This is a genomic window from Streptomyces sp. NPDC003038, from assembly GCF_040611115.1.
Taxonomy (GTDB): Bacteria; Actinomycetota; Actinomycetes; order Streptomycetales; family Streptomycetaceae; genus Streptomyces.
On sequence record NZ_JBEXNN010000001.1, the window covers coordinates 248,787 to 271,528 of the forward strand.

At 69.2% G+C, this 22,742-nt stretch carries 24 protein-coding genes; 8 read left to right on the forward strand and 16 right to left on the reverse strand.

Annotated elements, in window-relative coordinates; genetic code table 11:
- Positions 1-145 precede the first annotated feature (145 nt).
- From ABZX75_RS01160 to ABZX75_RS01235, 16 genes are all read right to left on the reverse strand, one after another.
- Entirely contained in the window at positions 146-397 is a 252-nt protein-coding gene (locus ABZX75_RS01160) for a hypothetical protein (RefSeq protein ID WP_355406484.1), read from the reverse strand.
- 24 nt (positions 398-421) lie between these two features.
- Positions 422-1,297, reverse strand: coding sequence for a peptidoglycan-binding protein (locus ABZX75_RS01165; RefSeq protein ID WP_355406485.1), 876 nt, complete (start codon positions 1,295-1,297; stop codon positions 422-424).
- 38 nt (positions 1,298-1,335) lie between these two features.
- Positions 1,336-1,656 carry a hypothetical protein gene (locus ABZX75_RS01170; RefSeq protein ID WP_355406487.1) on the reverse strand — a complete coding sequence of 107 codons (321 nt, stop codon included), beginning with the start codon at positions 1,654-1,656 and terminating at the stop codon, positions 1,336-1,338.
- A gap of 65 nt (positions 1,657-1,721) precedes the next feature.
- Positions 1,722-4,640 carry a hypothetical protein gene (locus ABZX75_RS01175; RefSeq protein ID WP_355406489.1) on the reverse strand — a complete coding sequence of 973 codons (2,919 nt, stop codon included), beginning with the start codon at positions 4,638-4,640 and terminating at the stop codon, positions 1,722-1,724.
- Positions 4,637-5,743 carry a hypothetical protein gene (locus ABZX75_RS01180; protein ID WP_355406491.1) on the reverse strand — a complete coding sequence of 369 codons (1,107 nt, stop codon included), beginning with the start codon at positions 5,741-5,743 and terminating at the stop codon, positions 4,637-4,639. The genes ABZX75_RS01175 and ABZX75_RS01180 overlap by 4 nt, the downstream gene beginning before the upstream one ends.
- A complete protein-coding gene (locus ABZX75_RS01185; RefSeq protein ID WP_355406492.1) occupies positions 5,740-6,666 on the reverse strand; it encodes a hypothetical protein in 927 nt (308 codons plus the stop codon). The genes ABZX75_RS01180 and ABZX75_RS01185 overlap by 4 nt, the downstream gene beginning before the upstream one ends.
- Positions 6,663-7,568 carry a hypothetical protein gene (locus ABZX75_RS01190; RefSeq protein ID WP_355406494.1) on the reverse strand — a complete coding sequence of 302 codons (906 nt, stop codon included), beginning with the start codon at positions 7,566-7,568 and terminating at the stop codon, positions 6,663-6,665. The genes ABZX75_RS01185 and ABZX75_RS01190 overlap by 4 nt, the downstream gene beginning before the upstream one ends.
- Positions 7,565-12,391 (reverse strand): phage tail tape measure protein, encoded by a 4,827-nt coding sequence (locus ABZX75_RS01195; RefSeq protein WP_355406496.1) that lies wholly within the window; start codon positions 12,389-12,391, stop codon positions 7,565-7,567. Before ABZX75_RS01195 ends, ABZX75_RS01190 begins: the two co-directional genes overlap by 4 nt.
- Complete coding sequence (locus tag ABZX75_RS01200) at positions 12,388-12,699, reverse strand: hypothetical protein (RefSeq protein WP_355406498.1); 312 nt, start codon at positions 12,697-12,699, stop codon at positions 12,388-12,390. The genes ABZX75_RS01195 and ABZX75_RS01200 overlap by 4 nt, the downstream gene beginning before the upstream one ends.
- A 26-nt stretch (positions 12,700-12,725) precedes the next feature.
- Positions 12,726-13,328 carry a hypothetical protein gene (locus tag ABZX75_RS01205; protein WP_355406500.1) on the reverse strand — a complete coding sequence of 201 codons (603 nt, stop codon included), beginning with the start codon at positions 13,326-13,328 and terminating at the stop codon, positions 12,726-12,728.
- Between the two features lie 11 nt (positions 13,329-13,339).
- Complete coding sequence (locus tag ABZX75_RS01210) at positions 13,340-13,831, reverse strand: hypothetical protein (RefSeq protein ID WP_355406501.1); 492 nt, start codon at positions 13,829-13,831, stop codon at positions 13,340-13,342.
- 148 nt (positions 13,832-13,979) lie between these two features.
- A complete protein-coding gene (locus ABZX75_RS01215) occupies positions 13,980-14,420 on the reverse strand; it encodes a hypothetical protein (RefSeq protein ID WP_355406503.1) in 441 nt (146 codons plus the stop codon).
- Between the two features lie 38 nt (positions 14,421-14,458).
- Positions 14,459-14,890 carry an HK97 gp10 family phage protein gene (locus tag ABZX75_RS01220; RefSeq protein WP_355406505.1) on the reverse strand — a complete coding sequence of 144 codons (432 nt, stop codon included), beginning with the start codon at positions 14,888-14,890 and terminating at the stop codon, positions 14,459-14,461.
- Positions 14,874-15,284 carry a hypothetical protein gene (locus ABZX75_RS01225; protein ID WP_355406506.1) on the reverse strand — a complete coding sequence of 137 codons (411 nt, stop codon included), beginning with the start codon at positions 15,282-15,284 and terminating at the stop codon, positions 14,874-14,876. The genes ABZX75_RS01220 and ABZX75_RS01225 overlap by 17 nt, the downstream gene beginning before the upstream one ends.
- Positions 15,285-15,324: 40 nt before the next feature.
- Entirely contained in the window at positions 15,325-15,747 is a 423-nt protein-coding gene (locus tag ABZX75_RS01230; protein ID WP_355406508.1) for a DUF6093 family protein, read from the reverse strand.
- On the reverse strand, positions 15,744-16,181 hold the full coding sequence (locus ABZX75_RS01235; protein WP_355406510.1) for a DUF6093 family protein: 438 nt from the start codon (positions 16,179-16,181) through the stop codon (positions 15,744-15,746). Before ABZX75_RS01235 ends, ABZX75_RS01230 begins: the two co-directional genes overlap by 4 nt.
- A 174-nt stretch (positions 16,182-16,355) precedes the next feature.
- On the opposite strand from ABZX75_RS01235, the gene ABZX75_RS01240 reads away from it, so the two are divergent.
- From ABZX75_RS01240 to ABZX75_RS01275, 8 genes are all read left to right on the forward strand, one after another.
- Positions 16,356-17,018, forward strand: coding sequence for an HAD-IA family hydrolase (locus ABZX75_RS01240; RefSeq protein ID WP_355406511.1), 663 nt, complete (start codon positions 16,356-16,358; stop codon positions 17,016-17,018).
- 115 nt (positions 17,019-17,133) lie between these two features.
- Positions 17,134-18,336 (forward strand): helix-turn-helix transcriptional regulator, encoded by a 1,203-nt coding sequence (locus ABZX75_RS01245; protein WP_355406512.1) that lies wholly within the window; start codon positions 17,134-17,136, stop codon positions 18,334-18,336.
- Between the two features lie 198 nt (positions 18,337-18,534).
- Positions 18,535-18,999: a hypothetical protein gene (locus ABZX75_RS01250; protein ID WP_355406514.1), complete on the forward strand. Its 465-nt coding sequence runs from the start codon at positions 18,535-18,537 to the stop codon at positions 18,997-18,999.
- Complete coding sequence (locus ABZX75_RS01255) at positions 18,996-19,235, forward strand: hypothetical protein (protein WP_355406516.1); 240 nt, start codon at positions 18,996-18,998, stop codon at positions 19,233-19,235. Before ABZX75_RS01250 ends, ABZX75_RS01255 begins: the two co-directional genes overlap by 4 nt.
- Positions 19,236-19,399: 164 nt before the next feature.
- On the forward strand, positions 19,400-20,275 hold the full coding sequence (locus tag ABZX75_RS01260) for a glycosyltransferase (RefSeq protein WP_355406518.1): 876 nt from the start codon (positions 19,400-19,402) through the stop codon (positions 20,273-20,275).
- 56 nt (positions 20,276-20,331) lie between these two features.
- The gene (locus ABZX75_RS01265) at positions 20,332-21,150 is read left to right on the forward strand and encodes an aminoglycoside phosphotransferase family protein (RefSeq protein WP_355406520.1); all 819 of its coding nucleotides are present in this window, start codon (positions 20,332-20,334) and stop codon (positions 21,148-21,150) included.
- A complete protein-coding gene (locus tag ABZX75_RS01270; protein ID WP_355406522.1) occupies positions 21,147-21,872 on the forward strand; it encodes a glycosyltransferase in 726 nt (241 codons plus the stop codon). The genes ABZX75_RS01265 and ABZX75_RS01270 overlap by 4 nt, the downstream gene beginning before the upstream one ends.
- Positions 21,869-22,741: a PIG-L family deacetylase gene (locus ABZX75_RS01275; RefSeq protein ID WP_355406524.1), complete on the forward strand. Its 873-nt coding sequence runs from the start codon at positions 21,869-21,871 to the stop codon at positions 22,739-22,741. Before ABZX75_RS01270 ends, ABZX75_RS01275 begins: the two co-directional genes overlap by 4 nt.
- The last annotated feature ends 1 nt before the right edge of the window (position 22,742 follow it).

Genomic DNA, 22,742 nt, shown 5'->3' on the forward strand with positions numbered 1-22,742 from the left:
CCTCACCCACGCCGACTATGCATATAGATTGTATCCACGGTGTCGGGGGGTCCGCCTGCGGCGGTCAGCTTGGTATGGTGGTGGTTCCAAGAGGTCGAGGGCCCTCGCCGTGAGGCGGGGGCCCTCTTCCATGTCCGAAGCCGGATCAGGCGGCCGGCGTCGCCCCCGGCGTGTCGTACTTCGGCGGGCGGGCGTATCCCAGCAGCCAGCCGAACCGCGGGGAGACGTGCTCCTCGGCGAGGCGGAACAGGCCGTAGTAGGCGAAGATGACGGCCGGGGTCAGGACCCCGGTGACCGCATCGGCGGGCAGGTCCAGGCCGACCTTCAGCGCCAGGGCGACGAGCCAGCCGACGGCTGCCGGAACGCCGGTGCGGATCAGGGATGCGTACAGGTTCAAGGCTGCTCCTCGAAGTCGGGTTGGTCAGGCGAAGAGACGGCGCCACGTCTCGGGGCCGGGGAAGCCATCGGCGTCGTCACCGCTCCACCCCTGGGCTCGCTGGAAGGCGGCCGTGTTGAGCCGGTCAGCCTCGCCCCACTCGGGGCTCGGTCCGACGCGGTAGTGCGAGCCGAAGCCCTTCCTCACGAGCTGCTGACCGAGGCGCAGGATGTGCTCGTTGGACTTCCCCGGGCCGAAGGCGTTGCGGCCGGGGAACGCCGGGGCTCCATCCCCCTGTGGGGGCTTGGTGCTGGTGGGCGGCTTGCTTCCGGCGTCGGCCAGGATCTCCGACACCCGGGCTCGGAAGTCGTCCATGTCGAAGGTGGGGTCGACCTTGCCAGGCTGCCACTCCTTGTGGGCGATCACGGAGGCCGCCGTCCACCCGTGCGCCCGGCACAGGGCGGCGGCCCACTGCGCGGCCGCCTCGACCTGCTCCGCCGGCCATGGGTCCTTGCCGTCGCCGAGGTTGACGAGCTCGGCGCCGTAGAAGTGGGTGTTGCCATCAGTGTCGGCCCTGCTGTCCGTCGGTAGATCCGTCTCGGCCTTAACGGCCTGGAGGACCCGGCCATCTCCCTTGCCAGCGTGGTTCGTCCTGCCGTGGCCGACGAGGTGGATCACGCCCGCCTTGTCGATGACGGCGTGGCACAGCGGCCCCGGCAGGTCGCTGTGCCCGTCGTAGCAGAGCTCAACCGAGTAGGCGGTGCCCCGGCTCACGGTGTGGTGGATCATGACGCCGTGGACGGGCCCGAAGGGCCCGCGGTGGTTCCGGTTGTGGTTCCGCCAGTCGCCCACCTCCTCAACGGTGAGGCCGGCGGACTTGAACGCGGACAGAACTCGATCCGCGGTGAGCGGTGTTGCCATCAGGCGCTTTCCCGAACTCCCCCGCGCCGGGATGGGTGTTAGATGTCCAGCTTGGCCAGCAGTACAGCGACCAGAAGCGCGACCACGACAGGTGCAACGAGAGCGGAGAGAGCCAGGCGCCGGTTGGTCCGAGCGTCGGCCGCCTCGCGTTCGCGCTGCTCGCGAAGCTCGTCGAGGTCACCTTCGAGGGTGCCGATCCGCTGCTCGATAGCCCTCTGATCCGCGGCGTATACGTCCTTGGTGACCATCTGCTCCAACCGACTGGCCAGGGCGGCAAAATCGGCGCGAAGATCGTCACGCAGCTGCTGGACCGCGCGCAGCAGCTCCCAGGGCGTGGGATCTTGGTTCGGGCCGGTCACGATGCTCCCCAGTCAGTCGGCCCCACGCCGGTCCTCATTCTACGGCTGTCCGCGATCACGCCGATTCACTTCACGTACGTGACCTTGAGCTGCGGCGGGTGCCCTTCCCCAACTCCTTCCGCACGCCCGTAGTAGTCGAGGGAGGTGCTGTTGGGGTCGAGCGCCACGCCCCGCCAGCTCGTCGCGTCGAAGATGGCGGTGATGTCGATCCACTTCCCGACGTTCTTGCCCCAGTCGATCGTCTGGGACTCACTGTCGCAGCTGAAGGTGCTGGGGCGCGATCCGTGGCTGTGGGCCTTGATGACGGCCTTGCCGCCCGAGTTGTAGTACCAGTGCGCGTAATAGAGGTAGAGCTCGACGCTCTGAATGGAGGCCGCTGCAAGGTCCGTTGCCAGGGACGAAGGGAAGCCGATCAGGGCGGCTTGGGTCCCGTTCGTGCTGGAGTAGTACCCCTGGACGCACTGCGAGTTGTAGTAGCTGTTGTAGCCGCTGCGGTTGGCGTAGCTGCCCGACCAAGAGGCGTTGTACGTCTTGGTGTACTGCTGCTTGGGCGGGGTGGCCGTGCCGCCGCCAGCGTTGAGAATCCCGGTATCGGGGACATAGGGTCCGACGTCCTCAACGATCATGTGCGCGGGCCATCCGGCACCGCCGAACATGGTCAGTACCTGACCGGCTGGACCGAACTGGACGCGGAACGTGCTTAGGAGCCGGTGCAGGCCCCCACCGAAGTCCCGGCCGGGCCGGATGGTCTCCAGGTGGACGCGCTGCCAGCCACCCCCGAGCGGAAGGACGGTCTCCTGGATGATCTGCGAGCTGATCGTGGGGGTGCTGGCACCTCCGTCCCGGAGGCTCACCACGGCCTCGCCACCGCCCGCATTGGCGTTGACATGAGCATCGAAGACGATGCGGTACATGCGGGTCGGGTCGCTGTTGAAGGCCAGCTCCATGAAGCCGTACGTGCCGGCGCCACCCTGGACCGAACCGGTGTACCGGCCGATGGCGACAACGCCTCGGGGAGCCTCCGCGAGGCGGGAGTCGAGCCGGACGCCGCCGACGCTGAACGCGCCAGCGACCGCGAGATCATTGAAGGCGCCGTTTCCGCGATCGTCGATGGTGGCCACCGCCGCCCCGTCGGAGCCCGCGAGGGTGAGGAAGTTGGGCTGGCCGGTGACCAAGCTGACGCGTTCGCCACCCTCGTTGTCGTACAGGCGAAGTCCGACCGGGCTGATCTCTGCCCGTGCGCCGGTCGGTCGTGATCCGATCACGATGCGGCAGTGCGCGTTGTCGTAGGTCACCGTGCCGACGCTGCTGGCATCGGAGAACAGCTTGATCAAGCCGACGGCCGCCTGGGGCGGTGCTGCGACTGGAGCTAGGCCGGAGATGGTCTGCCAGGGCGATCCTGGGGTGGGCGTGGCGTTGACGGAGCTGTACCCGAGAAGTGCGCCGGTAGCGTCGTCCCACCGCACGTACATGCCTACCTTGCTGCCGTTCCAGTCGGCCGAGGTCTGAACGTCTACGGACAGCCAGACCTTCTGCCCTGCCGTCGCGGGGAAGGAGCCGAGCTGCAAGTTGTAGTTCGCGGAGGCCGTGGCGGTGCAGTCGACGCGCAGGGCCTTGGCGCTGTCGCGCCCCGGGGCGACCACGGTCCAGTCGGTCTTCAGTCGGCCGACGGTGATCGGTCCTTCGAAGCTGGGGTCAGCGACCAGGTTGCCGTCCACGCCGATCGCCAAATGCGTCGCGTTGAGCTGGCCCGCGGCGATGTGGCGTGCGACCAGGGTGTTGGTGGCGATCTCGTCGCCGGTCAACGAGAGTGCCTTGACCTCCTTGGCGGTCAGGGTCTTCGCTGCGACCTTGGTCGCGGTCACGGCTCCAGCGGCAAGTTCGGGAGTCCCGATGGACTCGGCGAGCACCATGCCCGCAGCGACGACCGTGCGCACTTCGACGTTGTCGTAGTCCAAGGTGCCGCCGGTGCCCAGGTAGATCGAGAGCGCAACGATGGCTCTGACGGCTCCGGCCGGTGCCTGGACCTGGGCGCTGTAGCGGGTCCAGGGCCCTCCCGCAGCGGGGGTGGCCTTGAGGATGCCGTAGGAAAGGACCGCTCCAGCTGCATCGAGCCAGCGCATGTAGAAGCGGGCCGAGTCGCCCGCCCAGTCCGAAGAGGCCCGTATGTCGGCTGCGAGGAAGAACCGATCCCCGGGGCTGACGGGAAGCTCGGTCAGTTGCAGGGGTTGTGTGGTGGGAGCTGCAATCCCGCGCACAGCGCGCGGGGACCGGTTGCCGCCGGTCGTGGACCACGCCGCATTCGCCAGGAGCAGCTGGGCGGTGAGCTGGCCCTCGAACGACGGATCCGGAACCAGGTTGCCGGTACCCACGCCGAGCTCGGTGTGTCCGACAGCTCCGACCTGGATGTGCATACGCCCGACGGCGTCTTCGGCCAGTTTCGTCTCGTCGATGATGCCGTCGAGGACGTCCTGCGCGACAACGGCTGCCGGGCCAGTGGGACCCACCTGCGGAGAGGGGTCGCCCGCGGTGCCGGAGCTGTTGCGAGCCATGAGGCGTACGAACACGGGCTCGCCGGCCGGGATGATGAGCGTGCCGCCCCGAGGCGACTCCAGGGTGCCGCGCAGCGTCGTCTCGTTGATGAAGAAGCCGTCGGTGCTGCCCGCGTGGATCTCTATGCGGGAGAAGTCCAGCGGTGGCACCTGGGCATCAAGGAAGCCTCCGTCCCAGGTGACTGCCACGCCGCTGAGGACTGGGGCCAGCGCGGGCTTCGCAGGCTGGGGCGGGGGCGGGCCGTTGACCGCGACGACGCCGGAGGTGCCGTCGGGCTGCTGGCCGATGACGGCGCGCAGGGATCCGCTTTCGTCGAAGACCTCGAGGGCCGTGTCTTCGAGAGAAGCGTGCGCGAGTCGGCTGGATCGCTGGGCGGTGGCGAGGCGGCGTTCGATGGCGGCCAGACGGGTGCCGATGTCGATGTTGGTCATGCGTCTGCCGCCCCGTAATGGAAAGCGTCGGCGCGCTCAAGCAGGACGGTCACGGTCTCTCCTTCGGATCCTCCAGTACGCACGCTCCAGCCGACGATGCGCATCCACCCTGCGAAGTCGGCCCAGTCGGTGCTGACCTGCGTGAAGACGTCGTCTCCGATCTGAAAGGCACCGAGGGGTGCGGCAGGGTGGTCGGGGCGGATGCTGATCTGTTCCACGGTGCCCCGGAGCTGGCGGCGCTTGCGTTCAGCCGCAGCCCTGCGCGCGAGGATGTCGGTGCCCTTCACGTCCGGCAGCGCAAGGACGGACTCCATGCGGAGCCGCCCATCGCGGACGGAGTCGACGTGCCGCCGCCGGGAGCGGCCTTCGCCGGCGCCGGTGGCGATGATCGTGTTGGCGAACTCGTCCGCCGAGCGTGGGATGGCCGGCGAGTTGATGACGTTGATCCCGCTGGTGAAGGCGATATCGGTGCGGCGGGCGCCGAGTCGCGGGTAGCCGAGCCGCACCCGTCGGACGATCTTGCCGCCGCTTCCCCACTGCGTGTCGCAGGTGTAGTCCGGGGACTCGGCGGCGGCCACCAGGTCGTCGACCGCGTCGCCGAGGACCGGCTCCTCCCACCACGCGAAGCGCAGCGGTTCGGCCGGAGTGCCGACCTTCGCCTTGGATTGTGTCGAATCCACGGTGACGCCGAGGTTCCCGTCAGGCAGCGACTGGGCGTAGGCCCAGATGTCGCGGATCACCTGGCACGGGTCGGCGTAGACGTACGGGCCCCGGCCGTCGAGTTCCCCGTGGATGTCGTGCCTCCGCTGGAGGTAGCTGCTCCAGCCGGCGGCCTCCAGGGACAGCGTGCGGTCCTCGGGTGTGGACCGCCAGAGCAGGCCGCCCCAGCGGAGCACGCCGTCCCGTTCGACGTAGATCAGGACGTTGCCTTCGTCGGCGATGTCCGGGCGCGAGTGGGCGAAGCGCGGGGAGAGGGTGGCCGTCAGCGCGCCGGGCCCGTTGAGTTCCGGCCCGTACTCGACGTCCGTCAACGGGACGTCTGAGGAGAGGATCTCGCCGGACAGTGCGTGCTGAGCTATGTAGCGGTAGCCGGTCGGGTTCACAGCACCCCCTCGACGAACTCCACGTCGAAGATCAGGTTGCTGGCTCCGTTGACGTCGAGGGTGAACTTCGAGCCGGGCATCGGGTTGGTCTGAATGCTGAGCCACTGAGTGGTGCCGCGCAGGGCAGGGGTGATCTGCGGGCTGTCGCCGAGAAAGATGTTTTCGCGGGACCAGCCGGTGACGGCGTCGTCGTCCATGGTGATCTCGGCTCCGAACATGGTGCCGAACTTGTGGCGCAGTCGCGTATAGGGGTTGCCGGAGAAGCGGACCCCGATCTGAGTGACCAGGTTGCAGGTGACTGCCCACGTGGGGATCTCGATTTGCACGCGTCCCTCCGCGGGCCAGTCGCTCCACTTATCCGCGGCGGTCGGTGACTGGCTGTAGGGGAAGCCGCGGATCATGTGGATCCGGCGGTCGCGGCGGGGGTTTGCGATGCGGCGCAGGTCGGTGATCATCGCCGCGGTGATCGTGCCGGTGTTGGCCGGGAGGTTGATGCGGGCCAGCGGGATCGCGGAGAACCCGGGCGGCGGGGCGGTAGCCGTGGCGGACACTCCCGGGATGACGTCGAAGTAGACGATCTTGTCCTTGGCCGGGTTGCGGTTGCCCTCGTACTCGGGGTCGAGGACCCGCATCACGACCAGGTCCGTACGCGGGGTGCCGCCGGTCGGGGCGATCGGTACTTGCTCGGTGCCGATGTTGTAGGCGGTGTAGTGACCCTGCCAGGGGACCGCACGGCCTCGCACGACGCCGGAGCCATCGCCGACGAGGACGCCGCCGGCGGGGACCGTCAACGGCGTGACCTTCAGGTCGTTGCCTTCGGTGACGCCCTCGGATCCCCTGGCGAGGTCGCGGATCATCATGCGGAAGCTCTGGGCGCTGTGCGTGCCCCCGTTGGTGAGCAGGGGGACGGGTGTCAGGGTCACTGTTGCTCCCGAGTGAGGGTTGCCCAGGCTGCGCGCCAGGAGACGGTCAACTGGGCCTTGTTGGTGGGGTCGGTGGCCTGCCAGCGGAGCTCGCTGCGGCCGGGCGGCAGGTTGAAGGTGTCGATGCGCGAGCCCGGCGTGAGGTTCACGTGGCCGCCGTTGCGGCGCAGGACGGATCGCCAGGTGGGCCGCGTGTCGATCTCGATCCAGTCGCCCGCGTCGATCGTGGTGTTCAGCTGGAGGGACCGGCCGGACTGGACGTGGGTGATGGACGGATTGGCGCAGGGGCCGGTGATTCGCAGCACCGGCCACGCGGGCTCCGCGCCGTCGACGGTGATCCAGCCGGGCCGACGGTTGGCGTCCGGGCCCGGGTTGACGGTGACCGGGGGTACGACGGGGGCGGTGAATCCGCCGTCGGAGATCATGTTGAGGGACATGGTGGTCTGCTGCTGCTCGTCGCTGTAGAAGTACGGGTCAGCGGCGAAGAACTCCAGGTCGATGGGGATCCAGCCGTACACCAGGGACGACAGGTCAGCATCGAGGCGGCGAAGGCGTCCCTTGAGGACCCGTACGTCCCGGCCGGGCAGCTTGAGCCGCAGGTCGGTGGTCGCGCCGCCGGTGAGCCGGAGGCGCGGGTCGTCGTGGACGCGCTGGAGTTCGGCGAGGACATCCAGGGCGGCGGCCTGGTCGCCGGGGGTGCGGATGCCCGCGTTGATTCGGACGGCACGGCCGGCGTAGTAGTCGGCGCCGAGCCAGACACCGTCAGCGTGGGGCGGGTCGACGTCCCCGGTGCGTACCTCGGGGCGGCCCAGCCCCTCGATCGTCGCGATGACGACGGAAGTCCCGACCCCGATGGTTACGCCTCCGAGCTCGTGGCGGTGGTCACGAAGGGCGGCGGTCATCGCACCCCACCCCGCTTCGCGCGGCGCACCTGGTAGCCGACTGCTGCCGAAATCTGCTGCTCGGTCGCCCCGGGTCGGTCGATGCGGATGTTCTGGGTGCCGATGAGCGGGGCCGGGCGCTCGTCTCGGACGATGACCACGGTCCTGCTCTCGGGCTTGGCTTCTACCACCCGCGGGGTGCTTGTTCCGGGCGCGGTGAGCCGGTACCCGAACCGGTGGGCGACGTCGGCGAGGACCCGCTCTGCTGAACCGCGCTTCGCCGCACCCAGAGGGATGAACGCCTCGCCCTGGGTGCTGGGTTCGGCGAATCGCACGATCCCGTTGCTCGTCGCGTACACGCCCGGCGTCAGGATCCCGCCGTCCGCGTAGGACAGCCCGCGCTGTGCTCGCGCCAGGTCGTTCAGGAATCGTTCGGCCTGGCCGCCCAGGACCTGCCGGATGCGGCCCTGCCCGAGGAGGGCCACTTCGATGATCCGGTCTTCGTCCAGCTTCGTCTTGTCGGCGACGTCGTGGATACCGGTCCGGCTCGTCCGGATCGCGCTGATGATCTGGACGAGATCGTTGAGGGCGTCGCCGGAGATGACCTCCTTGGCGCGCTTGCTGACGTCGTTGGCTTCCTTCGCTGCTCCTTGGGAGCGTGCCGCTTCGGCCGCGACCTGTTCCGCGGCCTTGTCTCCCTGCTCCGCCAGCAGGGTCGCCAGGTCCGTGTATCCCCAGGCGGCGAGCTTCGCGAGGTTCTCCTCGAAGGTCTTCTGGTTGTCGACGGCGGCCTTCAGCTGGTTGGTGAAGTCGCCCAGCGAGGCACGGGCGACCTTCCCCAGTGCCGTGAGGTCGTCGGTCATGTCCTTGATGTACTTCGAGCTGCCGTTGGCCATCTTCTTGGTCAGCTCGATGCCGTCTTCCCCCATGTCGGCCAGGGCGTCGGCGACGTCCTGGCCGGCTCGGCGGGCAACGGTCGCCAGGTCGCGGCGCCAGTCGGCGGCACGGCGCGCGGCCTTGTCCAGGTTCTTTTCGAACAGCGCCAGGTCGAAGACCTCGGACTCCTTGCCGCCCTTCTTCACCTTCCGCATCGAGTCGCTGCGGATGGAGGACAGGGAGGACAGTTCAGGGACGCCCGGCCGGTACGACCAGCCGGAGAGGCCGCCGTCGGCGTACCAGGCCACTTCTCCACCGAAGCGGTGCACGACCTCCTCGACGATCGCCTTGGAGCGCGGCCGCTTGGAGCCGGCGAGGGGTACGTACGCCTCGCCCTGGGTCTCTGGCTCCGCCCACACCCGCCAGGCGCCGGCGGGCGCGATCTGTGCGACGTGCTGCTCCCGTACGCCGCCGTTCGCGTAGAAGGACAGCACGCTGCCGTTCGCCTGCGGGGCCTGGACGTAGTCGCTGATCCCGTTGCCGTCCTTGTCGACGTCGCTCGGCAACGGGGTGCGGCGGTAGAGGATCGAGATGACGACGGGGGGCGGCGGGGGCGCGGAGACGTTGACGGAGATGGTCTTCGATCCGGGGATGTTCTGGACGGATACGCCGATGGCGTCGAGGTTGGCCTTGACCGCACCCATGTCGCCGGACAGCAGAGCGGAGGTCAGGGCCTGTGCTGCGGCGGTTCCCTTCGTTGCTGCTGTCATCTGGATCAAGGTCAGGGCACCGCTCCACTCGGCGTTGGCCTGACCGCCGGCGAGCTGGAAGGCGGCGACGACTCGGGAGAGATCGGGCGGGCTGATGGGCATGTCGGCGCCGAAGATCGCTTGGAGCTGGGTGCGCACGCCTTCGAGGTCGCCGCTGAGCAGGGCCGTCTTCATGGCTTCGGCGGCGTCCTTCCCGCCGCGGGCAGCCGTTTCGGCCAGGACCTTCATGCCCTGCTGCATCGTGACCCGGGCGTCCTGCGGCAGCTTCGACGCGGCTCGGCCCATGTCGGCCAGCGCCATGCTCTGCATGACCTGGGCGAGTTTCCCCGGGTTGTTCGTGGCCGAGGCGTCCGCCCATGCCTGGGCGATGTCCTTGCCGTACTTCGCGGCGATCCCCGGGAGCTGTTCAAGGCCAGCGCGGAAGGCGGGCGTGGCTCGGGACGCCCCTTCCTGGATGATCGCCTCCAGCTCGTCGGCGACCTTCCCGCCGCCCTTGTCGAGCTGGCGGACGAGCTCGTCGAGCATCGGGGCGGCGTCCACGCCGAGCTTGGCGAAGTGGTCGACCAGTTCGAGTCGGCCGCTGGCCGCGAGGGCTCCGAGGTTCTTCTGCCAGTCGCGCTGGGCAGACAGCTGCTTCCGCAGCTGTTCCAGATAGTCAGCCAGGCTCGCCTTGGCGGAATCCGCCGACCGACCGGCCTTGCGATTGGCCTCGGCCACCTCGTCCTGGGCGGCCTTCCACGCCTTGGCCGGGTCGACGATGTCGGCCAGGGCCTTGCCCATGGCCTGCATCTCGTCGGTGAACTTCGGGGCGCCGTTCTTGTCGACGGGGAGCATCGCCGTCAGGTCCCACGCGCCCGCGAGTTCGATCCGGCTGTTCTTGATCTTGGCGTTGACGATGTCCATGTTGGCGGCGAGTTCGGCCTCCTTCTTCACCGCATCGCCCCACATCTGGTGCTGGCGTTCGAGCACGCCACGGGCCCGGTCGAAGGATTCGTCGTAGGTGACGGCCTTGCCGACTTCCTTCACCGTGGCCTGCTTGGCCGTCTGGAGCTGTTCGAGAACGTCCTTGTACCGCTGGCCGCCGTTGATGATGGCGTCGATGGCCTGTTCCGCGGTGACGCCTGCCTCGCGCAGCTTCGCGAGGTCGCCACTGCTCGTAAGCTGTTCGGTCAACTTTCGGAGCCCGGCCCCCTGTTCACCCTCGGTACGCTCGGCGCGCATTGCCTCGACCAGTTCCTGCGTCGCGGCCTTCGCCTGCTGCTTGGACGCGGAGTACGCGGCGTATGCGGCGACGCCAAGGGTGACCAGGGTGGCCAGGCCGGTGACGGCAAGGCCTGCTCCGGAGAGGACCGCGGGCAGAGCGGATCCTCCGGCACGCGCTGCGGCGAGGTTGGTCCGGAAGGTGGCAAGCTGCACGCTGGCCTTCTCCACGGCCGCGCGCAGCAGGAGGCCAGCCGCCGCCAGGGCGAGGAACCCGCCGATGAGGGACTTCACGGGGCCCGGCAGGTCGTTGATCGCTCCGGCGAGGATCTTGAAGTACTCGCCGATGGTCTGGAGCGCGGGGAGGAGAGCCCGTCCGAGGTCGATCCCCAGGGCAGTGGCCTGATTCCGGAAGAGGGCCCACTGGCCTGCGGTGGTGTCCAGCTGGATGGCGTAGGCCTTCTCGGCGGCGCCGGCGCGGGCCACCTCGATGGCGATGCCCTTGTAGGTGTCGGCGTAGTTCTTGCCGTCCGCCGCGGACAAGGCGAGCATGGCGCGCGTCGCCCTGATGTCCTTGAACATGTTGGCGATGGCGTCGGCCGAACCGCCGGTGACCTCACGCAGCTTGTTGACGACGACGTACAGCCCGTCCTGGGCGATGGCGGAGGCCACGGACTCGTAGCCGAGGTCCTTGATGGCGTCGCGCATCTCCCTGGTCGGTTTGACCATTCTCGTCATCATCATGTTGAGCGCGGTCGCGGCCTCGGCGGCAGGGATACCGGCGAGGGTGATCGCGGCCAGGGCTGAGCTGAGGTCGTCGAACTCGACGCCAGCGGCCGCGGCCATCGGTACGACGTCGCCGAGCTGCTGAGCGAGTTCCTCGAAGGAGACGACGCCCAGGTTGACGGTCTGGAACATCGTGTCCATCACGTCGCTGGCCTGCGACGCCGGAAGGCCGTAGGCCTTCAGCACACCGAGCAGCGCCCGCGCCGAGGTCTCCGTTGTGGTCAGGCCGGCGGAGGCGCCCTGGGCGGCGACGTTGAGGATGGACATCGCCTCCGAGCCGTCGAAGCCCGTGGAGACGATCTGGTAAAGGCCCTCGGCGAGCTGCTCCGCAGTCTGGGGAAGCTCGGTAGAGAGGCGGACGATCTCGTCAGTGAACGCGGAGACGTTCTTCGCGGTGATCTGCTGGGAGATCGTCATGACGTTCGCCATGGCCCGCTCCAGCTGGATGGCGTTAGCCACGCCGACACCGAGAGCGGCGCCTATGACCAGGCCGCCCTGCGCGTACGCCGTTGCCCGAGCGGACGAGGCCGCTGCTAGACGGCTCTCCGCCTGCGCGATCTGCTGGGCGGAGGCCTGTGCGGTACGGGCTGCGGCGCGCTGCGCCTGGTCCCGGGCCGAGACCGCAGTGCGGGCACGGTTCTCCGCGTCGGCAAGCCCGGTAGAAGCCCGCTGGGCCAGCCCACTGGCCCGGGTCGCGGCGAGCTGAGCTGCGGCGGCGCGGGTCTGCGCAGCCGTGTGGGCCTGGGCTGCTCGATCCGCTGCGACCTGAGCGGCGGCCGCGGTACGAGCGGCGGCGGCCGCGCCCGCACCGGCCGTGGCCTGGGCCCGCGACGCCATGGTCTGGGCGAGGGCTTGCGCGCGGGCCGCACGCTCGCCAGCGAGGGTGGCTGCTGTGTGCGCTTCCTGGGCCCGGGTCGCCAGGGAAGCGGCGAGAGCCTGTGCGCGGTGGGCTCGTGTGACGACCTGCTGTGCGGCTGCCGCCCGCTCAGCTGCCTGAGTTACCCGGGCCTGGGACCGGATCGCCTCGGCGGACGCGGCTGCCTGCGCCCGGGTCAGGGCCTCGGTGGCGTTCCGAACCGAACCCAGACGTGTCCCGACTCCGGCCAAGCCGCTGTCGAAGCTGCGCAGCTGGCCGGCGGCGCCCCGAAGGCCGGTGGTGAGACCACCGGTGTTGGCCATGAGGTTGACGTAGAGGGTGTAGGCGCCGCTCACGGCGTCACGTCCTTCCGGGGCCGCAGCCCGATCTTCATCCCCCGGCCCTCGGCCCCATCCGGGACCTGCTCGCGTTCCATCTCGATCAGCTCGCAGCCCGGGCATCGGTACGGCTCGGGCACGTAAGCGAACCGGTCACCGCCCATGCCCTCGTCCCACTCGGCGGCTCGCGTACCGCACCCGTCACACGACGCCTGCGTGTAGGCCAGGTACGCGAGCGCCTTCGCCCGGTCGAGCGCCGACCAACGGCCGTCCCCGGCGCCCGAGAAGTGGCTGTGCGGGATGCCGTACGAGGCGCACAGCTGCATCTCGGCCCGAAACGCCGGGTCTTGGATCAGCCTTTTCCCAGGTCGGCGCGGATGGTCTGGTTGACGACCAGCGCCGTCGTGAAGAGAGCCTTGGCGTCGCTGTCGCCCCACGCGTCGAGAAGGTCCTGGGCGTCGGCTTCCGTCATGCTTGGCACTTCCGCGCCGGCCTCGTCGCGTTCGATGTGGCAGGCGGCGATCAACGCCGCGGGGAAGGTCTCGACGTTGTACTCCATCCCCGCGTCGGCCTGGGCCTCGGTCGGCGGGTGCTCGCGAAGGAGCTGTTCCCATGCCGGGCGTGGCAGAGCCCTGAAGGTGAGGCGCTCCGTAGCCCGGTCGAGCTCCTGCTGGGTGTCGGCCAGTGCGCCTTCAGCGGCGAGTACCTCAGGGCGCTCGGCCACCCAACCGGCGCGGGAGGACTCGGCGATGCCCTGCTCGATCGACGCCGCCTGCGCTTCGGTGCGCGCCCGCGCGAGACCAAGGGCAGCTTCGGTGACAGCGGCCTTCAGGGAGGGATCGTCGCAGATAGACAGGGTTCGCTCAGCCAGACGTCGGCTGCGGAGTCGCTGCATCTTGGCCGCCCAGTGCGGGTCGCGCGCCACGGCCGAGGGAGGAGGGGTGTGCGTGGACATGCGGCTTCCCCTTACGCCTTCGCCGGGACGGCGGCGTCGAGGGTCGGCTTCGAGGTGATGCCGAAGGAGACCTTGTACTTCGCAGGCTCGGCGCCGGCGGTGTAGGTCGCGGACCGGCTGCCCACGCGGACCGGGAAGATGTCCATGGACTTGGACGCGGCGATGTCACCCTTGCGAAGGATGACCACGAAGCCCTCACTGCCCTTGGACAGCAGCGTCTCCAGGGTGCCGTCGATCTTGTCCTCGTACAGGGTGAAGCTGCTGTTGTCAGCCTTGTCCTCACCCGGAATCGACGTCGTAAACTCGGACGCCATATCCGGCGTTTCGATGGGAACGTTCTCGAGGGCCCAGCCCTCGATGTCCGAAATGGCCTCGGCCAGGTCGGTCGCGTTGGGGCCGGTCAGCTCGGCCCGGGTCGGGATGTTGGTAGGGGCGGCGATGACCTTCAGGAAGAAGAAGGTGGTAGTTCCGCGCCGCATGAACCGCTGCTGGGTGGTACCCACTGATTCTCGCTCTCCGGGGACACCCCTGGAGCGGCACGCACCGGAGGCCCGTCCCCACGACGCCGCGCGCAGCGCGACTGGGGAATCAGCCCGTACCGAATTCGGCCGGACGTCCGCGTGGGGGCCTCCGCGGTGAGGGCGGTGCTGGTCAGGAGAGCGACGTCACCTCGACCACATACCGCTGCACGTAACTGTATATGCCGCCAGCGACGGCCACGCCTTCCTCCTTGTCCAGGGCCCGCCTCAGTACGGCACACCCCGGGATGGTGATGTCGGTGGCGTACGCGCCGTTGCTGCCGCCTTTCCGGGCAAGCATCGCCGCGCGCACCCGGTCCGCCATCCACTCGGCTTGCTCAGCCGTGGTGGCCACACTGGTGACTTGCAGCAGCGCCCTCGCGTCACCGTCGGCCTGTCCGTACGGCGGCCCGTCGGTCGTCAGTCCCAGCGGGTAGAGCACTGCGTACGGGACTTGGGCGCCGGTGGGTGTGCTGGAGGTGGTGGGTGCCGTTCCGTACCCACAGCTTCGGGTGGTGGCGGTGGACAGCATCTTCTGGACGGCGAGGGAAACCTCGCGGCCGGAGACAGGCACGAGCTTCTCCAATCTCCTCCTGCGGTATGCAGGAGCGGTCAGTCTCCGATGGCGTCACCGAGGGCCGCGAGGAAGAGGAGGCGGACCTCTTCAACTGCCGGTCCCACATGCGGTAGAGGGGCCTGGTTGTAGATGCGGCCGAGGCTGTCGGCCCCGACGAAGCCGTACTCCAGTCGCCGCGCCTGGGGCTTGTTCGTGCCGACGGCAGCGGTCACGGTCACGCCGTCGGTGGACACCTCATGGGTCCAGCTGCGCCGGTAGTCGCCGGTCGGGGCGTTGGGGCCAGGCCGTCCGGAAGCTCGCGCCTTGATCCGGGTTTCAAGGAGCATGGCGTGGTGCTGCACAACGGATAGCGTCTCCGGCAGGGTTCTGGCCGCGCGTGCGTCGAGGAGCGCGGCGATCTGGGCGGCGTTCGTGTAGACGCCTGCTGTGCTGTGGGCGTTCGGGTGCGGGTTAGCCGAGGAGGGCATCGGGCGTCTTCCCTTCCTCGGCTTCGCCCCGAGCCCACTGCCGAAGCTGTTCGACGACGGCTGCTGTGAACCGCCCGCTGCCCAGGTCCATGCGGTGCATGGCGGCCTGCTCCAAGAGCGCGACGTCGATGGCCGCCAGGAAGCGTTCGGCAGCCTCGCCCGGCTCGTACGGAACGCCGACGGCGACCCGTGCAAGGCCTTCGTATTCTGTGGCGGGTCGTCCGGGCGCGAACTCAAGGATCAGCTGCGCCGGTTGGCCGGCCATCTGGTGAAGCGTGTAGCCCTGGACGAGGCGGGACAGGTCCACACCGTCGAGAGCCACAGCTCCACCGCTGGCGTCTGAGGTGATGCGCACGTGGTGAGGGTCAGTGAGCGGGTTGGTCGTGATCTCCATGATTCGAGCGTATGCCCGATCGCGGATGGTCCGGATTCGCTCAGGGCGGGGTGATCTCATCAAGGCGCGTGACCCTGACCAGCTCGACGGTGGAGGCCTCAGAGGGGTCAAGTACCTGCCAGATCCGCCCGACGGTCGCGGGGCTGCCGGAGCGCGCGGCCGTAACCTCCACCCGGTCGTACCGATCCGGAAGCGGAGCACCCAGAGGAGTGAGCAGCCGATACCAGGAGACGGTGTCGTCCAACCACTGGCGGCCGACGATTCCCTCCGCGGTCACCTGTCCGTGCCCGGACAGCACGGCTCCCGGGCCCTCGTAAACGGCCTCCACCGGCACGGCGCCGACGAGGCCGGTGTCCAGGTCGAGCGGAGCGGCGCCGGTTGGTCGGGTGATGCGCACGGTGTCGACGAGGAGCGCAGTCTCAAGGTGACGGCGAACCTCGTCCGGATTGATTCCTGTGGTCACGGAGTTGCCCCCGTTCGCTGCGTGTTCTGGTCGACCCAGGTGGTGCGCACGACGCTCAGGGTGGCGGTCTCGCCTATGTCCAGTACGCGCCAGGTCCGACCGACGGCGGCCAGATCCGTCGACTCCATGATCCGGACGACATCTTCCCTGGAAGCGACCGGTGCGGAGAGCGGCGTGAGCAGCCTGTACCGCGATCGCGTGTCGTCCACGTATGCCTGCCCTGCCAGGTGCAGGACTACGGAAGGGCCGTCAGCAGGGAAGATCGCTCCTGGCCCCTCGTAGACCTCGACCGGTGGACCTGGTTCGTACTGTCCGGTCTCCGGGTTGAACACCGGTTCACCCTTGCGCTCGATCCTGATTCTGCTGGTGAGAATCTTCTTCTCGACGATTGCGCTGACGCCCCCCAGAGTCAGCCCCTCAGTGGGAGTGCTCATGCCACGAGCGTATGCCTAACTGCTGACAGAGCCCGCCACGGTGGAGTCATCAGCCCACGCTGTCGGGCTGTGGCGCGCCAATCCCCTGCACGCGAAGCCCCTCACACCCCGCGCTCAGGGGCAGGCGGGTTGTACGGTCCCAAGTGAGGCCATCATGGAAGGGACGTCCACCGCATGCCGCACCCCACCGACAGCGCAACTCGCCCAGCCCTTCGGGGGCTCATTCTCGACTTTGCCGGGGTCCTCACGGCTGACCCGCGCCCCGTCCACCGGGAGTGGTGCGCCGCTCAGGGGCTCGACCCCGAAGCATGGCGGTCGACGCTGAACGATCATCCCGAAGGACGTCGACTGTACGAGGCCCTCGAAGTCGGGGAGATTGGGCAAGCGGAGTGGAACGCCCGCACGGCGCCGTTGATCGGCCCTGGTGTGGACCCGACGAACCTGATGGGCCAAGCCTGGTCGGGCGTGCCGACCGCACGCCGGATGGCTGCCCTCGCACAGGCCGCACGCGACGCCGGCCTCCGGACCGCACTGCTCTCGAACAGCTTCGGAATGGACCCTCACAACCCTTATGAGCATGCCGGGATCTGGGGTCTTTTCGACGTCCACGTCATTTCCGAACAGGTAGGTATGGCCAAGCCCAACCCGGCGATCTACCAGCTCACCCTCGAACGACTTGGCCTTCCCGGCGAGGCATGCGTATTCGCCGACGACCACCCCGTGAACCTTCCCCCGGCAGCCGCCTTCGGCATCACCACAGTCCTTGTTACCGATGAGGAGGCGACGGTCTCGGAGCTGGAATCCCTCCTCGGACTAAGCGTTCCTCTCACCGTCTGAACGCCGGTGGCGCCGACCAGGCCGGAAGCCGTCAACTCCCGGCCGGTCGACCCCTGTCGGCAGCCACTCCACCCCCTGTACGGTCCGTACCTCACTCATCACAGGAGGTGCGCGCGTGCAGTGGTCGGAGTACACGAACAGCGAGAGACTAAAAGCCCTCCGCAGCGGCATGACCCAGGAGGGCTTAGCCGAAGCTGCCGGCGTATCCGTCGGCGTGATCCGCAAGCTCGAACGTGGCGGGACCGCCTCCATCGCGTCCCTCCTGTCCGTCGCCCATGCCCTCGGCACGGACATCGCCGTCCTACTCGGCCAGCAAGCGCCCCGCCGCTCCATGGACCGCGATGAACGCTCCGCCCTCCGGGCCCTGTCCGCCGTCACCCACGACGCCGCGATCGGCATTCCCGCTGACACCAACCCCGGCACCCTGGACGAGCTCCGCAGCGTCGTCCGCCACGCCGACGCCGCTTACTGGTCCGGCCAGTACACCCACCTCGGCTCCCTCCTCACCCGCCTCCTCCCCGAAGCGCGGGCCCGCTACGACCACGCCGATCACGCCGAGAAGGAACAGGCGGCCGGCCTCCTCGCTGACACCTTCCAGACGGCCGGGATGATGGCGAATGTCCTGGGCTCCCGCGATCTTGCCTACGCCGCCCTCACCTACGGTCGACAGATCGCTGCGCAAGCCGGGGACGATCTGCGGGACGCACACCTGTCGGCCACAACGGCGTGGGTGAACCTTCGCGACGGCCGCACCGCCCAAGGCTTCGCCCTCGCAGCCGCACAGGCCGACCGCATCGAGCCGAGGATGAGCGAACACGACCCGGACCGGCTGTCGGTGTACGGGCAGCTCGTCACCAACGCCGCTGTCGCCGCCTCCCGCGGCGGCGCCACCGCTGACACCGCCCGCGAATACCTGTCCCAAGCTCACGCAGTCGCAGCACGCATCGGCACTGAGCACGCCCGTGGCGACCACGCCCAGCCCTACGGTCCGATGTACGCCGCCACACAGGCGATGAGTATCGCCGTCGCCCTCAGCGACACCGCCGGGGCGCTGCGCCTCATGGATACCGTCCACCTGGGCAACGATGTCCCCCTGGCGACCCGCGCCAGGTACGGCCTTGACGTCGCCCTCACGCACCTCGAATGCCGCAGGTGGGATCAGGCCGCCGAAACTCTCGACAGTGTGTGCCGGATGGCACCCGGCTGGGTGCGCCACCAGATGCTCCCTGGCGTCATCATCAGCCGGCTAACTGGCGTCTCCGTCGCCCGTCTTCGCGGCCTTGCCCACGCTGCCGGGGTGCCCTTCGGCGTGCATTGACCAGTCCGTCCCTCAACCGCCACGTCCCGTGTCAGCCTGACTGTCCCTCACCTGGGGAACTGTCACGGGGCGTAGCAGTCCAGGCTCGGCCACGACAACCCACCGCCACGCCCCATGGCAGTCTGGCGGACCGCGAGTTGCGACGATTGCCATGCCTCGTGCCTGGGCCGATCATCTCCGCCCCGCGACGCTTGGACCATGCCGACGAACCCGCACGGCGGCGGTATCGGACATGTTCCCGTCGCCGTCTACAGTTCCTCCCCGCACGCTGCCACCATCCAGGAATCGGAGGCGTGCGCCCGTCGCTACGCTGACGCCCGCCTGTGGCCCGTAGCGGGGGCCTGGTCCGACCCAGACCCGGACGTTCCACTGGTCGATCGCCTTGGATGGCGTGGCATAACTGATGCCCTCGGTAACGGAATGGTCCGGGGCATCGTCGTCGCGGACCAGGCCCACGTCGCCTCCGAATCGGCCGAGTTCGAGCGGCTCGGCGCCCTGATCCGCGACCGCGGCGGCTTCCTCGTGGTCGCCACGGCGTCGGTTCCTCGTCGCACGCCGAGCCAGCAGGCCCGCCGCCGGAACGTCCTCGAAGGCGCCTCCGGCTGGAGTGAACTGGACGGCACCCGCCATAACCGGCCCGAGACTCACTCGGACGGCCTGTGAACACCCGCCGTGCTGCCACCCCGCCCCGGTTACCCAGAGACCGGGTCGGCTCGCTCCTCACCGCCATCTGGGCCGCCGGACACGTCGCGGTCGGTCTGCTCCTCGCCCATACAGGCACCGCGCACGACCACGCCGCACCCGAACCGAGATGGCCGGCGGCGGCCCGTCCCGACGTCGACCCGCACGCCGACGAGGACACCCGGGCCTGCCGCTGCGCTGACCGCACCACCCTCTGAAAGCATCTGGCCCCGCCCGCCTGTCCGACGGGCCACGCCGGAGCTTCGGGCTGCCCCGCGCTCCGGGACGCCTGCTACCGGCCCCTCCCCGGCGGCATTGGCCTCGGGCCGCGGGGCCCACCATCCCGACCCTGCGCAGCACCACGCTCGAAAGGCGAACCCACGTGTACGCATTCGGCCTGTGCATTGACCGGCATTACCTGCTCCCCGGCCTTGCGGCCGTCACCTCCCTTGCCGACAGCCTCACCCCCGCCGCGCGCCGCGGCGCGGCGCTGCGGGTCCTGACCATGGACCTCCCGCCGGCCCACGCCCTCCTCCTTGCGCACCTCGCGAAGCGGTGCGGCTTCGGGTCCTTCGACCTGGCCTACCGGCCCCCGCTCGCCGCCTCCCACATGGCCGACGACAGCTACATCACCATCACCACCTACCTTCGATTCGAGTTCACCCGTGACTTCGTCCGCCGCCCCTACCTGATCTACGTAGACGCCGACACCCACGTGCGTGACGACATCACCAGCCCGCTCGCATCCCTCCAGCCCGGCCGGATCGGCGCCGTCGCGGACGAGTTCAACCCTGCCGTCGGGGCCTGCCCCGCGCTTCCCGGCGCTGCCGACCGCTGGCCCCACTGGCGCGGCCGCCCCTACTACAACGCCGGAATGCTCTGGGCACACACTGCGGACATCCCCACGATGCGCCAGGGAGTCGCCGGCGCCCTGGTCAAGCATCGGGCGCACATCCTGCACAACGACCAGGACGCTCTGAACCTCTGGCTACTGCGTACCGGGTGCGTCCACCCCGTCCCGTCCCGCTTCAACCGGTTCGAGACCGGCCGGTTCCTCGAACGGGGTGAATGGGTGCGTCGCGTTGTCCGCCGCAGTTTGCGCCCAGACCCGTCCGCCGCGCTGGTTCACTTCGTCGGCCCCGAGAAACCGTGGTCGTCCCTTTGCCCTCCCACCGACGACGTCCGCGACTACCGGGCGCACCTCAGGATGACCAACCGGCATGTACGACGCCTGGGTGCTGTGGGGGCTTGGCGGTGACCGGCTTGCCTCCGGCCGTCGTGCGTTCCTGCACGAGCCTCCTCGCTGTCCGGCCCGTGACCGCAGAACGCCTTGCCATCGGCAACCGCACCTCCGTTTACCGTGCTGGCCTCGCAGATGGTCGTGCGGTGGTGGTCAAGCTGTACGCAGCCGCCACACTTCGGAACGCAGTGACCGAAGCCGCCGCGATCCGCGCCGCCGCGGGCTCTGTGCCCACGGCCCGGGTCCTCGCCGCAGGCCGGGTCAAGGGCACTGACCTCACCGCCCTGATCAGTGAAGACCTCGGCCGACTCACCCTCGGCGCCGCCGTTCGGGCTGGGCAAATCACTACCGACCGCGCTCTGCGCGACGTCGGGCGCCTCCTCGGCCGCCTCCATAGGGCGCCCGTTGCCCCTCGCACACCCCGAAGGCCGTTCTTCGAGGATGTCACGTCCCTGCGTCACCGCGATGCCGGTGCCATCGGCCGAATCGCGCCCGCTCTCGAAGTCCTCTCCGAAACCCCAGCGTGGGTACCGCTGGTGTGGTGCCACGGCGACGTGCACTTCGACAACGTCGTCATCGCCGGCCCGGAGGCCACACGCCACCTGATCGACTTCACCGACGCCACCCCTGGCCCTCGGGAAGCAGACGTCGCGCAGGCCCTGGTGATGGCCCACGCCGTCTCGGTGCGCGGCCGTCTCACCGTTACTGGCGCCTACCCCCTCGCCTTGGATGACACCCGTCTTACGGCTTGGTGCGTATTCCACACCGCCCGCTGCCAGGCAACTGCCCCGCCCGGTGAGGAACGCTCCCGCTGGACCCGGCGCCTGGCCGAGCTGGCCCACGAGCACCCCCGCTTCTTTCACACCCCGCGCACCGTGAGGAGCCCCAGATGATCACTCTCTCAGTGGTGATCCCCGCCCACAACGAAGCTGCCTACCTCCCCCGATACCTGCCCACCGTCTTCGCCGCCCTCGACCACTGGCACGCCACTACCGGCGGTACGGGGGAGGTGATCGTGGTCGACAACACGAGCACCGACACCACCGCCGACCTCGCCGCCCAGCTGGGCGCCCGTGTCATCACGGAGACCGTCCGCAGCATCGGTGCCGTCCGCAACACCGGCGCCGCGGCCGCCACCGGCAGCCTCCTCTTCTTCACCGACGCCGACGTAGCACTCCCGCTCGACACGTTCACCGCCGCCACCACGGCCGTGGACGCCGGAGCCGTCGGTGGGGCGATCCCCCCGCTCTACACCCCGGCCCGACTCGGCGCCCGACTGCTGTGCGCCTACTGGGACCACTACCGCACGCGACGGGGTGGAGCACAGGGCGTCGCCCAGTTCGCGACCGCCGACGCGTTCAAAGCCGTCGGCGGGTACCGGCCGGAGTTGCTGATGAGCGAGGACGTCGAGTTCTTCGCCAGGCTCACCGCTCACGGCCGACAGGCAGACGGCCCCGTCGCCATCCTGGACGATCTCCGTGTTCGCCCCTCCACCCGCCGCTACGACCAGTGGTCCACCGCGCGAATGCTGTGGTGGCAGAACCCCTTCACTGCCCGCCGGCGCCTGGCCTCGCCCCGCATGTGGCGCCACTGGTATGGGAGCACCGTGCGATGAACCAGCTTCCCGTCCCCGACCACACCGGCATCTACACCTTTCCCGACGACCTTGACCGCGCGCACGCCGCACACAACACGCACCTCGCCGCCCGGTACGCGGCTGGCGACCACCAGGTGCTCGAACTCGCCGCCCCTCACGGCGGGGCCGTCCACCACGTCGAATTCCGCACCCCGACCGGACGACCGGTCCTCGCCATCGAGCCCCACCACGACGACTTCGCGCTGTCTGCCTCCGGCACCTTCCTCGCCCACCCCAGGCCGCTGACCGTGGTCACGGTCTTCACCCGTTCACGCAGCGTCCACCCCACGGTGGAAGCCAGCCTGACGACCGAGGAGGCCGTATCGCAGTTGCGGGCCCAGGAGGGTGCGGCCGCGCTCGCCCCACTTGGCGCCGCCCGTCGCCTCCTTAGCTACAAGGACGCCGACCCGCCCTACCGGTCCTATGACCCCGGCCACCTTGACCAGATCACGGAAGACCTCCACGCCCTCGTCAAGCAGAACCCTGGCGCTGAACTGCTCGCCCCCGCCGCCGTCACCCGCCACCCCGACCACCTTCTGGTGCACGACGCTGCCGTACGGCTCGGCTGCCGCTGGTTCTGGGAGGACCTCGCCTTCTGGTCGACGTATGCGCTCGCCGGCTGTGACCTCCACCTGTTCAGCACCCGGTCCGGTCGCAGCCCCCTGCTGCCCGAGTTGGTCGACATCACCCCCGTCGTCCTCGACAAGGTCACCGTCCTCCGGATGCACGGCTCGCAGATGAGCCCCCCGCGCAAGCAGTACCGGCCGATCCGCCACGCCTGGACGGTCGCTGCCGACCTCCTCGACGGCGGGCTCTACGCGGAACGCTTCTACAGGACGGAGCACTGAC